We start from the raw sequence: 13,354 nt of genomic DNA, 5'->3' as shown, positions 1-13,354 counted from the left end.
TCTGACTTTTCTGTACGCTATTGCTTCCGGCTCGGTAGTTCCGATGTCTGGACCGAATTTTGGCAACCTAAGCAGAGCACTCGGTGTTGCTCATCGGTAGTATCCATTTCGATCGCTACATACGAAAGCTCACATTCGCTGCATTGCACGCGTGTCCCCCACAGATCATCAATCTGCTCGCGCACCGCGTCGCTCGGCACATCCTTCAGAGAACTCATACCGGTCAGCTGAGTAAATGCATACAAGATAACGGCCAGAGCAAAGGAGACCAATGGGGCCAAAGCCGATAGCGTAGGCAGCTGGTTTGGCATCTGCAGAAGAACAACGCCCACGCCCGACGAAACGATCCAAACGAAGAAGCCGGCCCCAAAACGCTTGATCCGTGCCGAACGGAATTCCGGCGTCTCTTTCGATTTCATGAACCGATCCGTAACCATCATGGCGATCAGGGTTACGACCAATACCGCCTGCCACGCTAGGGCAACGGAAATATAGCTGAAGACATCAGTCAACATGACTAGGAAGACTAGGACCGAAAGTACGAAGACCCAGGTTCTTCGGGAAATACCCTTCGTTGTGAAATGAGCTATGAATCGTTCTAGGTTGACGCTCGCGAAGTAGTAGTTCGCAGAGTTTATCCGGACCTGGCTAACGATAATTACTATGAGCCCAAACAGGCCAAGCGCATTAACGACACCTTGCACAACACCGCTTTCGGATATTTCAGTCCCAGTTTCGGAGAACCCGACAATTGCTATGCCGGCAAGTCCGTTGAATAAGAAAGCAATGCCATAAAAGACCCAACCGAACGTGACGTTTTGGTGAAATGTCTTGTCAGCTTCCCGAGCGAACCTAGCCGTATCTTGGGTTTCTGGAAACAATACGAATATTCCCATGTACAGGACGAAGACCGCGAGCCACCCAGGAATGACGTTCGACTGCTCTGCTGCTGAGTCAAAAGCGTCCCAATTGCCGGACCAACCAACATTAGACGCTGCAACGATCACGGCACCAAGGATGCCGAAGAAGTAAATAGGGAGGGAGACCCAGTTCAATTTGCTCAGCCACGTCTGGATGCCACCCAGCATGAATGGGAGCATGCCCAACACAACAATTCCGTACCAAACTCGAATATCCCAGACGCCAAAATAGGCTTGGAGTGCGACGGCTACGATACTTGCTTCAAACACGGCGTAGTAGAACAGCGAAATGCCGACAAGCAAAGGAACGATGGCTGCTCCCTTTACTCCAAACAAACGGCGAGAAATCAGCGTCGAGTTCAACCCCCATCGAACGGCTTCTGCAACGCTGAATCGTCCAAGTAATGAATATGCTACAACGACGAGCAACAGGCCGATTATCGCCTGCACAACGCCTGCTATCGAGGCAGCCAAAGCCCCGTACGAGACGAAAGCCATGGCGCTAGTGATAGAAGACCAGCTGCCGATTATCTGACCCTTGCTTTGACGGGCTGTTTTAGGAACGACGTGGTTCGTGTAGTCCTCTTTGGTCTGCTGTTCGACAACACGCGGATCGTCCTCCAGCGAAGTGCGAAATTCAACAGGATAAGAATGAGTTTCTTTCACTCCTGCTCCTAACATTTGAGCCGCGGCAACCCGTGGGCTAGTGACTGGATATTAATAAGGCTGTCACGTGACGCCCAATGGAGTAGTGACGGAGGCTACATTACCGTTGTTCAACAATTCAAGCAATAGGTTGTTGAACAATTTTTGAAAGATGATAAATCGTTACGCACCGAATCACGTGCGGCCTAGACAGCAAACCTCCATGAATTCAGTTGCCTGATCGCCTTTTTCCACGGTCGCTTCCCGCATCGGCTGCGGTTCTGGCACTTGTGCATCGCTGATAGCGCCTTCTGGCCAATCGTTACCCACGGAATATGCGCAACCGCTTCGAGGTGGCAACGGTAAAAAGCTATGGAGCGGAGTGTTTCAATTCGCATAGCACGTGGCAACACAAGCCGCCGAGGGGATCGAGAATGTGGCCTACCAGGCTGCTCTTATGCTTTCGAACGTGCAACGTCTTGATTCAGGAGCTCGTATCTAGCTTCGTTAAGGAGATGAGCTAAGGATCCTGGCGCAGGACAGTCGGATGACGAAATTCGATTCATGGTCAAAGGCAAACCCTGGTTCGCGTAAGACGGCGGCACTTCGGAGAAGACGGATCATGACGTCTTCATAGGTATAAGCACATGGACACTAAGCACCTGCGTAGAAGTTCTTTGCAGGAGGGAATGGCTACTGCATTTTCAATGCCGGTGATCACATGGCGTCGAATGGCGGGACCAAAGGGCAAGAACAGTATCGTCTCTCCGGACGCTTTCGCCTTAACAGGCCGAAGGCGAAACCTTTACCTGATATCTTCCTTAATTTGAAAGGATCTGCACACTCTGGCTTCTAGGTGCATGGTTCCCGGTTCGCCGCGCTACGGTTTTCACTCGCGCTCGGAACATTGGTACCAAACACCGCAAGGCCGAGCTCAGCGCACATGGGCTAGCCGAGCTCGGCCTTGATCAGATAGAACCTGCCTAAATCGCAGGATTTCTGGTTTCAGATTATTCTGCTGGTTCAGCCTCGTTTTGAGGATCCCCAGCACCTGGATCCAGTGCAACAGGCTCCGCAAGCTTCTCCTTGACCTCAACGATGTCCAGCATGCCGGTATCCGTGTACCACTCGGTCAATGCAGGATCATCGCTTTCGAAGTCCGCGCCTGCCCCTTCTTCTTCAGGCACTGCAGCAACACCGAAGACAAAGTCATCGCCGTGCTCGTCAATGCCCCTGCGCACGCCTCAACGGCATATCGATGGCGGATCATCGCAGGGGCGTTGCGCAGGTCGATGGCCCAGGAAACCATAACGCCAATCAGGATGATGGTGAACGGCAAGGCACAAGTCACCATGATGGACTGGAGTCCGGACAAGGCGTTGCGCCCGCCGGCCAGCAGCAGGAACATGGCGATCAGGCCCAGCGCCACACCCCAGATGAGGGTCACCGGCTTGGATGGCACCGGGCGGCCCGATTGGGACATGGAGCCATGACATTTGCTGCCGAGTTCGCCGCGGTGACGAAGAAGACCAGGATGACCATCAGGCACACAATCCACAACACCGGGCTGAGCGGCAAGTTCGCCAGCAGATCGAACATGACATTTTCGCCAGCGCCCTTCACTTCCATATCCATATCGTTCATGCGCATCCAGATGGCGCTGCCGCCGAAAGTCACGAACCAGATAATCGAGATTAGCGCCGGGGCGACGACCACGACTGCGACGAATTCACACAGCGAACGGCCCTTGCAAATCTTGGCAATGAACATGCCGACGAATGGCGACCACGAAATCCACCACGCCCAGTACAGGGTCGTATAGGAGGTCAGGTACTGCTTCTGGACTTCGCCTTGGCTGGCTGCCACAGACAGCATCTCCGGCAGATTGCCGGCGAAAGCAATCAATGAACTCGGAATCATGTCCAAAATGAATACTGTTGGCCCGAAGGCCGTCACGAACAATGCCAGGCCAATCACCAGCGCCATGTTCGTGTTCGACAGAAGTCGAATGACCTTCTTAATGCCCGCGACTGCAGAAAACGTGAAGACAACGGTCAATACGCTGATCGCGACGACTACGTAGCCATTGCCCAGCTCAAGTCCGGTGATGATGTTCGTACCGGTTCGGATCTGCAATGCGCCAATGCCCAGCGAAGTGGCAGTGCCGAAGAGCGTTACCAGAACAGCGAAGACATCAATGATCTTGCCCAGCACCCGATGATTGCCATTAGAGAAGACCGGTTCGAAAAGCGATGAGATCAGGGGCAGGCGGCCTCGGCGGAACGAGGCGTAGGCCAAAGCACCGCCGACCAGGGCGTAGATGCACCAGGCGAAGCTGGCTTGATGCAAGAACGAGTCGGTCAAGGCCGGCAGGACCGCGTCAACGAATTCGGCCTCCGCACTGGTGGATGGCGGTGGCGCTATGAAGTGGCTCAGCGGTCCGAGCGGCCCGTAGAAGACCAGGCCGATTCCCAGGCCGGCGGCAAAAAGCATCGAAATCCACGAGAGAGTCGAGTATTCCGGAGTGCTGTCATCGGCACCTAGCCGGATTTTGCCGGTTGGTCCAAACCCGACGACCAACATGAACACGACGATGATTAGGACCGTGAGATTGAAAAGCCAGCCGAAATTGGTGACCACCCAGCTTTGCATTGCCGTGCCGACAAGATTCAAATTGCTCGGCGCGATAATCGCCCAAACGAGCACGGCAACCGAGACCACCAGCGCGGTGATGAACACGCTGCGCCGTGTGGGGAACTTGGCGCCGGTGTCTTCCACGCTGATGCCGGGAATCAATCCGGGGTGGATGCCCAGGGTTGTTTCCTTGACTGCGGCGCGCAGGGCGTTCTTAACTCTTTCGACTCTCTTTCTGGAGTTTTGCGGTTGGCTAGATTGCCCGTTTTGCTGCGCGCTAGGTTCACCTTTTAGTCTCTCTGGACACGATTTTTCAGTATCCGTAACTGATCATTCTAGGCGAACTATGCTCTGGCCACGAAATAATCTCCAGAACACACCACTGAAAATGAGGCAAACCAGCCGGCTGGACGAGACCGATTCCAGACAAAGAAAACGGCCACGGCAGCAACAAATTGCCGTTGCTGACGTGGCCGTTCAGCACTAAGGAATTTTAGTGGAAGAAGTGGCGGGCACCGGTGAAGTACATGGTGATGCCTGCTTCGTTCGCGGCGGCGATGACTTCCTTATCGCGCACCGAGCCGCCTGGCTGCACGACAGCCTTGACGCCGGCGTCGATCAGGATCTGCAGTCCATCGGCGAACGGGAAGAATGCATCCGAAGCGGCCACTGCGCCCTGCGCGCGCTGCTCGGAAGCACCGGTGGCGTTTTCGGCACCGCCGGCGGCATCTGCGCCGGACTCGACCTTCACGCCCAAGGTGTTGGCACGCTCCACTGCCAGCTTGCAGGAGTCGATGCGGTTGACCTGGCCCATGCCGATGCCCACGGCGGCACCGTCCTTGGCCAGCAGGATCGCATTGGACTTCGCGGCGCGCACGGCGCTCCAGGCGAATTCCAGATCTGCCAAGGTCGCGGCGTCAGCTGCCTCGCCGGCGGCCAGGGTCCAGTTCGCCGGGTTGTCGCCCTCGGCGTCGATCTTGTCGCCGGCCTGGACCAGCATGCCGCCGGAGACCTGGCGGAATTCGTTCTTGTTGCGGCCGTAGCCATCTGGCAGGGCCAGCAGGCGTATGTTCTTCTTGGCCGAGAGGATCTGTACTGCTTCCTCTTCGAAGTCCGGGGCGATGACTACCTCGGTGAAGATGCCCTTGACGGTTTCTGCCATTTCCTTGGTGACCGTGCGGTTCGCGGCGATCACGCCGCCGAATGCGGATACTGGGTCGGTGGCGTGCGCCTTGCGGTGCGCGTCGGCAATCGGGTCTGCAGCACCATCCGAAGCCACTGCCACACCGCAAGGGTTGGCATGCTTGATGACCGCAACGGCCGGCTTCTCGAAGTCGTAGGCGGCGCGCAGTGCGGCGTCGGCGTCCACGTAGTTGTTGTAGCTCATTGGCTTGCCGTGCAGCTGGTCGGCCTGGGCGATGCCGGCCGGGGCGGCCTCATCCACGTAGAGCGCTGCCTGCTGGTGCGGGTTCTCGCCGTAGCGCAGCACCTCGGCGCGCTGCAGGGCCACGCCTGCATAGGCTGGCCAATCGATGACGCCGTCGCCGTCCTCATCGAGGAACTGGCTGGCGGTCCACGAAGCGACCGCGGTGTCGTAGGCTGCGGTGTGCGCGTAGGCCTTGGCGGCCAGGCGCTGGCGGGTCTTCAGATCGAAGCCGCCCTCGGAGGCGGCGGAGATGACCTGCGGGTAGAACGCCGGGTCAACCACGATGGAGACGGCGGCGTGGTTCTTCGCTGCCGAGCGGACCATGGCCGGGCCGCCGATGTCGATCTGCTCGACCACTTCGTCCTGGGAGGCGCCGGAGGCGACGGTCTGCACGAACGGGTACAGGTTCACCACGACCAGGTCGATCTGCTCGATGTCCATCGAGGAAAGGGTGTCCATGTGCTCGGCGACGCGGCGGTCGGCGAGGATGCCGCCGTGGATGCGCGGGTGCAAGGTCTTTACGCGTCCGTCGAGCATTTCAGGGGAACCGGTCACCTGCTCGACCTCGGTCACGGGAATTCCAGCGGCGGCGATCTTCTTGGCCGTGGAACCGGTGGATACCAGTTGCACGCCTGCTGCATGCAAACCAGCGGCCAGCTCCTCCAAGCCGGTCTTGTCGTAGACGGAAATCAGCGCGCGACGGATAGCGACTTTGTCCAGCACGGTCTTACTCACGAAATTTTTCTCCCGGCGGTGAGAATGAATGGGGCGGGCAGCGCAGAGGCCACCGCCAACATTCTAACCAACGAAGGCACCGAAATTTCAGTTCGTGTCAGGCCCCTTCGGATAGTGCGGAAAGCTGCGGGAAATACGTGGAAAGCTGCTTGTCAGTCAGGCAAAGCTGCAGAAGCTTCTCAGCATGCTCCTCATCTGCGACATAGGCCACCAGATCAACCTTGGTCCGCTCATTCAACTCCTCGCGCAAGGAACGGGCCACCGCAACCAGCGTGTGGTAGTAGCGCTTGATGGTCGGTTCCCAGCCTTCGCGTGCGGCCAGCCCTGTCATCGCATCGGACCACAGGGTAGCCGCCGGGTCTTCGCATAAATCAATGGATGACCAGTGCCAATCGCTGGGCTCCCACTTATCCGAGTAGAAGCTTTCGGCGTCGTCTTCTTCCAGATCCGCTTCCAGGGAGGCCAAGACGTCATCGAGGTCTTCCCCGTCGGAGTCCTCGCCATCTTCCGGCTCGTCGTCCTCGTCGTCGGAATCCGAGATCAGCAGCGAATCTTCTTCCAATGTGACGGTTTCGGGTCCAAGGCTTCCATCGCCTTCGGCATCGGGACGGTCTTCGTAGTCGGCAGGCTCATCGGTGTCCTCGCCGCGTTCCACCAGTTGCTCGCGGGATTCGGTGAGGCGGTCGCGTTCCAGGGCCTGCACCGAGTTCAGGGCCAGCAAGGGCATGGCGATGGTTTCGCTTTCCTCGGTGCTGACGCCATGCAGGGCAATGGCATAGAAGTCTTGGTCCGGGTGTCCAGCTATCACTTCCGCTGCGTGTCGAAGGGCAGTCACCCGTATAGCCTCTTCGAGAGCGGTCCAATCTACTCCCATGTCCGAAGATTACTCCCTTGCCGTCGCTTGCAACAGGCCTTGACGCGGCGCGATAAGAAGCGTAGAGAGCTACACCTGCACCCCGGTTTTCGGCTATGCTTCACGCGGTACACACCAATTCCGCTCGCACACCGAAAGGTGCACCACTGTGTCTTCCGCACCCCCGCCCTCTGGCACGACCATCGTGCAAGAGCTGCCATTCAAATGGAAGGTGCAGGGCACCATCTTCATTATCGGCGGCCTCGGCTTCATGTTCGACGCCTGGGACGTCACCCTCAACGGCGCGTTGATTCCACTGGTCGCCGAGGAGTGGGGGCTGGATCGTCCCACCGCGGCCCTGCTGGGCACCTCCAATCTGGTGGGCATGGCCGTAGGCGCGTTCCTCTGGGGCGGGATCGCCGACAGGTACGGTCGCAAGAACGCGTTCAGCCTGACGCTGCTGATGTTCTCGCTGTTCACCGTCCTCGGCGCGCTGTCGCCGAGCTTCGGCTTCTTCGTCGCCTTCCGCTTCCTGGCCGGTGTCGGCCTGGGCGGCTGCATCCCGGTGGATTATGCGCTGGTCGGCGAATTCACGCCCGCCAAGCTGCGCGGACGCGTGCTCACCGCCATGGACGGCTGGTGGCCGGTGGGCGCGGCGCTGTCCTTCTTCGTCTCCGGCTGGGTGATGGCCACCACGGATAATTGGCGGCTAATCCTGGCAGTCATGATCCTGCCGGCGTTCATGGTGTATCTGGTGCGCCGCTCCATGCCCGAGTCCCCGCTGTTCCTGGCGGCCAAGGGCCGGGATGCGGAAGCCCGTGCGGTCATCGACCAGCTGGTGGAACGCACCGGGGCAACCAAGCGCGACTACGTGATCGAGCCGGTGGAGCTGGAAAAGGCTCCGCGCTGGTGGCAGCAGGTGGCCTCGCTGTGGCGGTATTCATGGAAGATCACCGCCACCAGCTGGCTGCTGTTCATGACCATTCTGCTGGTCTACTACCTGGCATTGACCTGGTTGCCGTCGATCCTCACCGAGGCCGGAATGGCCCAGTCCGCGTCCTTCTTCGCCACCGCGGTGATGGCACTGATGGGCCTGGCAGGCGTCGTGCTGGCTGCCTGGCTGGTGGAGCGGGTGGGCCGCAAATGGCTGCTGGCGATCTCTGCCCCGCTCTCCGGCCTCGTGCTGGTCATCGTCGCGCAGAACCTCGACGTCCCGGCGGCCGCGATTGGCTGGGTGCTGGTCTTCGGCGTCAATGTCCAGGTCGCCATTCCGGTACTGTATGCCTACGTTTCGGAGCTGTACCCCACCGAATTGCGGGCCAGCGGCTTCGGCTGGGCCTCGACCATGTCGCGCTTTGCCGCCGGCTTCGGCCCGCTTATTTTCGCGGCGCTATGGCCCGTGGTGGGGCTGGGCTGGCTGTTTGCCGGCGCGACCGCGCTGGTGCTGCTGGCCATCCTGTTCATGGCACGCTTCGCACCGGAAACCCGCGGACTGCAGCTGGACTGAATCTCCCCCCCCAATAGCGAATGCCGGCACCATTGGTGCCGGCATTTTCTAGTTCTGCGCAGGTTGCGGGCGCAAGCCGTCACGCATGATCTGCACGATGCGCTCTTCCAGACCGGGCTGGGAGTTGCTGAAGGCCCGAGGCATCGGGCGGGTTATGGACCCGACGGTGGCAATCAATTCCAGCCCGGAAATGTCGGCGCGAACCAGCTGGGCGTTCTTGGCCAGTCCCAAGGCGGAGTTCAAGGTCCTGGATGCCTCGGCTTGGGCTTCGAGGATGCGCGGGCTGACCTTCTTGGGCAGCTGCAGTCCCAGGGCTTCGCTCAGCGCCCCGAGGTTCTGCTCGATCAACGAGTCCAGCAGAACGTCCCAGCCCTCTGCCTCATTCGCGTCAAGCCGCTCTATCGCCTGCTGGGACGCGCTGCGGATATCCTCCAGCATGACGAGGGTGACTTCCTCAACCAATGCCAGCCGATCAGCGAAGTTCCGGTAGAGTGTGCCGATGCCGACACCGCTTGCCTCCGCAATGGTTTCCATTGCAATCTGGGCGCCGCGTTCGGCAAATAATTCACGAGCAACTCGAAGGATGTTCTCACGTCGCCGAAGAGCATCTGAACGCATGAGCGGATTCCGATCTGGGGGAACTTCCAGGTCGCGGCTTGCCACCTGTCGAATTTACGATAGCGGACGGGCAGTGCTCAGACGAAGCGGAAATCATCATTCCAGATAGAAATGTTTCTTCCGTGCGAGAAGCCATTCCGCGTTTGCGCGAAACCGTGCTATCCCTAGGATCCAGGACCGCTAGGCCAAGGAAGCAGAGGATATGCGTTTTCAACTCATCAGGCATGGGCAAACCCCGTCGAATGTTGCCGGGAAGCTCGATACCGCCTTTCCCGGTGCCAGTCTCACCCCGCTGGGCCATCGCCAGGCTCGCGCCCTGCCGCAGGTATTCAGTATCGGGCAGCTGCAGTCGATCTACGCCTCGACGCTGAACCGCACGCAGCTCACAGCCCAGCCGCTGAGCGAGGCAATTGCAGAACCGGTGCGTGTCATTGACGGTCTCGAAGAGATCTCGGCGGGCGAGCTGGAAATGCTGGCAGATGAGGCATCGCGATCCGCCTATGTCATGTGCCTGCGTTCCTGGATGCACGGCGATTGGGAGCAGAAAATGCCCGGCGGGCCGAACGGCTACGACTTCATCGAACGCTATTCCAAAGCCTTGGAATCCATCGCGCAAGCGCAGGACTACTCGGGAACCGCAGCGGTTTTCAGCCATGGTGCGGCCATTCGCGTCTTCAGCGCCTGGGCCACCAAGATGTCCCCCGATGCGGCATCGCAGCTGGTCATCGAGAACACCGGCGGTTCCCTGCTGGAGCTGGGTATCGGCGGGCAGTGGTCACTGGCGCGCTGGGATACCGAACCGCTGGGTGGGGACTTCGTCCGCGATGCCCTCGACCAGGATGTCACCGGCGGCGAGGACGACGCGGCCTGAGCCCTGCCGACTTCTGGCGAATGCGAGTTGGACCAGCTCAGCACCTGATATTTCGGTAGTCTGGCTAGGGAGCTCATTTTCTGCGGAGCGCACAAACGGAAGGCCCTGATGCACGACGACATTTCCCTGACCATCGGACGCGTCCAGCGCGTTTTGACCGAACGTATCCTTCCAGCGATATATTCGGAAACCCTGCCGCTGGATCTGTCATGGCATGAGCTGCCCGGCGAGCCGGTCACCCCGGCTGAGGGCCTGGCACTGGACTACCAGCCAACCGCCGTTGGCACGCCCTGGGGCGCGGCGTGGGGCACCACCTGGTTCCATCTGCAGGGCCGGGTACCGGCGCAGTGGGCCGGACGCCGCGTCGAAGCGGTGATTGATCTGGGCTTTGACGTCAACATGACCGGTTTCCAATGCGAGGGCCTGGTCTACCGCCCCGACGGCATCACCATCAAGGCGATCAATCCGCGCAACCAATGGGTGCCGATCACCGCCTGCGCAGAAGGCGACGAGGTCATCGACCTGTACCTGGAAGCCGCCTCCAATCCGGTGCTGCTCGACTACCACCCGTTCCTGCCCACCGAGCAGGGCGATATCCTCACCTCCTCTTCGCGCCGCTTGTACACCACCCGCCGGATGGACCTGGCAGTCTTCGAGCCAGTGGTGCATGAGCTGTCCCTGGATCTGGAAGTGCTGCTGGATTTGCAGGAGCAGCTTGGGCAAACGCCGCGCAAGATGCAGATCCTGCAGGCCATGGACAACGCCCTGGACGTGCTGGATCTGCAGTGCATCGCGCAGACCGCGCAGGCCGCCCGCGATGAGCTCGCCGAGGTCCTGGCCGCCCCGGCGGAACACAGCGCCCACCAGATTTCGGCCATCGGCCACTCGCACATCGACTCGGCCTGGCTGTGGCCGCTGCGCGAAACCATCCGCAAGGTCTCGCGCACCTGCTCCTCGATGGTGGAGCTGCTGGGCGACGAGGAAGAATTCCTCTACGGCATGTCCAGCGCCCAACAGTACAAATGGCTCAAGACCCACCGCCCGGAAGTCTGGGAACGGGTCAAGCAGGCGGTAGCCGACGGGCGCTTCCTGCCGCTGGGCGGCATGTGGGTGGAATCCGACACCGTGATGCCTTCGGGCGAATCACTGGTCCGCCAGTTCCTCTACGGCCAGAATTTCTTCCGCAAGGAATTCGGCATCACCTCGAAGGGCGTCTGGCTTCCGGACTCCTTCGGCTACTCCCCCGCCCTGCCGCAGCTGATGCGCCGTGCCGGCTTCGAATGGTTCTTCACCCAGAAGATCTCCTGGAACCAGCAGAACAAGTTCCCGCACCACACCTTCGACTGGGAAGGCATCGACGGCTCGCGCATGTTCAGCCACTTCCCGTCGATGGACACCTACAATTCGCAGCTTTCCGGCGAGGAGGTCGCCAAGGCATCGCGCCAGTTCCGCGAAGCGCGGGTCACGAACAATTCCATCGCGCCGGTGGGCTGGGGCGATGGCGGCGGCGGCACCACCCGCGAAATGACCGGCAAGGCCAAGCGCCTGGCCAACCTGGAAGGCAGCGCGAAGGTGGCCTGGGAACACCCCAACGACTTCTTCGACCGGGCCAAGGCCGAACTGCCCAACCCTCCGGTCTGGGTGGGCGAGCTCTACCTGGAATTGCACCGCGCCACGCTGACCAGCCAGCACCAGACCAAGCAGGGCAACCGGCGCACCGAGCAGCTGCTGGTCGAAGCCGAGCTGTGGGCCGCCACCGCTGCGCTCTGCACCGGAGCCGACTATCCCTATGAACTGCTTGACGAACTGTGGGAGACGGTGCTGCTGCACCAGTTCCACGACATCTTGCCCGGCACCTCGATTGCGTGGGTGCACCGCGAGGTCGTGGCCCGCTATGCGCAGGTGATCGAGCAGGCCGAAGCACTGATCCGCACCGCCCAGCAGCAGCTGGCCGGCGAAGGATCCACCCCGATTGCGTTCAACGGTGCCGCGTTCACCCGCAATTCCTTGGCCTTCGGACAGGCCAAGCCGGTGCAGCCTGCTGCCGCGTCCCCGGTCAGGGCAACCGCCGTGGACGGCGGCTATGTCCTGGAGAACTCGCTGGTTCGTGTGGCGATCAATGCCCAGGGCCTGCTGACCTCCGCCGTGGATCTGGCCACCGGCCGCGAAACGATCGCCGCAGGCCAGGAAGCGAACCTGCTGCAATTGCACCAGGACTTCCCGAACATGTGGGATGCCTGGGACGTGGACAAGTACTACCGCAACCAGGTCACCGACGTGCGCGAGCTCGACAGCCTTGAGCTGTCTTCGCGCGAGGACGGCAGCCAAGTCGTCACGATTGCCCGCAGCTTCTCGCAGTCCACGCTGGTGCAGGAACTGTCGCTGGCTCCCGGCTCGCGGACCCTGCAGATCTCGCAGAGCACCGATTGGCATGAGGCCGAGAAGTTCCTGAAGGTCTCCTTCCCGCTGGATATCCGTGCGGAGCACGCAATTGCCGAAACGCAGTTCGGCTACCACAAGCGCGTCACCCACGTGAATACCAGCTGGGAAGCGGCGAAATTCGAAACCTCGATGCACCGCTTCGTGCTGGCCGAGGAGCCCGGCTTCGGCGCGGCGCTGATCAATGATTCCATCTACGGTTTCGATGTCACCCGTGATGCCAAGGACGCGGAGGTGACCACGACCATGCGGCTTTCGCTGCTGCGTGCCCCGCGCTTCCCCGACCCGGAAACCGACCAGGGCGTGCAGACCCACCGCTACGGCTTGGTGATCGGCGCAGACGTGGCCACCGCAACTGCGGCCGGCGCGTTGCTGAACAGCGAAGAGCGCGTCATCGACGGCGCGCAAGGCGTGGACCCGCTGGTTACGATATCCGGCGAGGGATTGGTGGTCTCCAGCGTGAAGCTGGCGGCTGACCGCTCCGGCGATCTGGTGGTGCGCGTCTACGAATCCCTGGGACGCCGTGCCAGCGGCAGCCTGAGGGTCAACGCGCAGATCTCGCAGGCATCCACCGTGAGCCTGCTGGAAGACGAACTGGACAGGCAGTGCATCGAACTGGCCGATGGCGCAGTGCCACTGAAGCTGGGCGCGTTCGAAGTACGCACCCTGCGCTTCACTGTGGCCAAGTAGCCGCAGGAGCCACAAA

The 13,354-nt window shown here is 60.4% G+C and carries 8 protein-coding genes and 1 pseudogene; 3 read left to right on the top strand and 6 right to left on the bottom strand.

Annotation, left to right across the window (positions count from 1 at the left end; translation table 11 throughout):
* Positions 1-17: 17 nt before the first annotated feature.
* The 5 genes and pseudogenes from ATK23_RS00485 to ATK23_RS16500 all read right to left on the bottom strand — a co-directional run bounded on the left by ATK23_RS00485 (position 18) and on the right by ATK23_RS16500 (position 7,195).
* Positions 18-1,586, bottom strand: coding sequence for a purine-cytosine permease family protein (locus ATK23_RS00485; protein WP_245858245.1), 1,569 nt, complete (start codon positions 1,584-1,586; stop codon positions 18-20).
* A 989-nt stretch (positions 1,587-2,575) separates the two neighbouring features.
* Positions 2,576-2,701, bottom strand: a complete 126-nt coding sequence (locus ATK23_RS16645) for a hypothetical protein (protein WP_255209561.1) — start codon at positions 2,699-2,701, stop codon at positions 2,576-2,578.
* A pseudogene (locus ATK23_RS00480) lies at positions 2,698-4,271 on the bottom strand (BCCT family transporter). Before ATK23_RS00480 ends, ATK23_RS16645 begins: the two are co-directional and overlap by 4 nt.
* Positions 4,272-4,692: 421 nt before the next feature.
* Positions 4,693-6,360 carry a bifunctional phosphoribosylaminoimidazolecarboxamide formyltransferase/IMP cyclohydrolase gene (gene purH / locus ATK23_RS00475; protein WP_066140066.1) on the bottom strand — a complete coding sequence of 556 codons (1,668 nt, stop codon included), beginning with the start codon at positions 6,358-6,360 and terminating at the stop codon, positions 4,693-4,695.
* A 97-nt stretch (positions 6,361-6,457) separates the two neighbouring features.
* Positions 6,458-7,195 (bottom strand): hypothetical protein, encoded by a 738-nt coding sequence (locus ATK23_RS16500; protein ID WP_157066359.1) that lies wholly within the window; start codon positions 7,193-7,195, stop codon positions 6,458-6,460.
* Positions 7,196-7,382: 187 nt separating this feature from the next.
* Here ATK23_RS16500 and ATK23_RS00465 point away from each other — a divergent pair, with 187 nt between their 5' ends.
* Positions 7,383-8,720: an MFS transporter gene (locus ATK23_RS00465; RefSeq protein ID WP_066140072.1), complete on the top strand. Its 1,338-nt coding sequence runs from the start codon at positions 7,383-7,385 to the stop codon at positions 8,718-8,720.
* A gap of 48 nt (positions 8,721-8,768) precedes the next feature.
* On the opposite strand, the gene ATK23_RS00460 is transcribed toward ATK23_RS00465, so the two are convergent.
* Complete coding sequence (locus tag ATK23_RS00460) at positions 8,769-9,338, bottom strand: TetR/AcrR family transcriptional regulator (protein WP_083515522.1); 570 nt, start codon at positions 9,336-9,338, stop codon at positions 8,769-8,771.
* Positions 9,339-9,540: 202 nt separating this feature from the next.
* Here ATK23_RS00460 and ATK23_RS00455 point away from each other — a divergent pair, with 202 nt between their 5' ends.
* Both ATK23_RS00455 and ATK23_RS00450 read left to right on the top strand, forming a co-directional pair.
* Entirely contained in the window at positions 9,541-10,209 is a 669-nt protein-coding gene (locus tag ATK23_RS00455) for a histidine phosphatase family protein (protein WP_066140077.1), read from the top strand.
* Positions 10,210-10,317: 108 nt separating this feature from the next.
* Positions 10,318-13,338, top strand: coding sequence for an alpha-mannosidase (locus ATK23_RS00450; RefSeq protein WP_066140080.1), 3,021 nt, complete (start codon positions 10,318-10,320; stop codon positions 13,336-13,338).
* The last annotated feature ends 16 nt before the right edge of the window (positions 13,339-13,354 follow it).

The organism is Glutamicibacter nicotianae (assembly GCF_002797775.1).
GTDB lineage: Bacteria > Actinomycetota > Actinomycetes > Actinomycetales > Micrococcaceae > Glutamicibacter > Glutamicibacter nicotianae.
This window is presented reverse-complemented; position numbering and strand designations above follow the sequence as displayed.

Coding starts and splice junctions, on each gene's coding strand:
- ATK23_RS00460 (WP_083515522.1), bottom strand. CDS start 9,338: ATGCGTTCAGATGCTCTTCGGCGACGTGAGAACATCCTTCGAGTTGCT.
- ATK23_RS00455 (WP_066140077.1), top strand. CDS start 9,541: ATGCGTTTTCAACTCATCAGGCATGGGCAAACCCCGTCGAATGTTGCC.
- ATK23_RS00450 (WP_066140080.1), top strand. CDS start 10,318: ATGCACGACGACATTTCCCTGACCATCGGACGCGTCCAGCGCGTTTTG.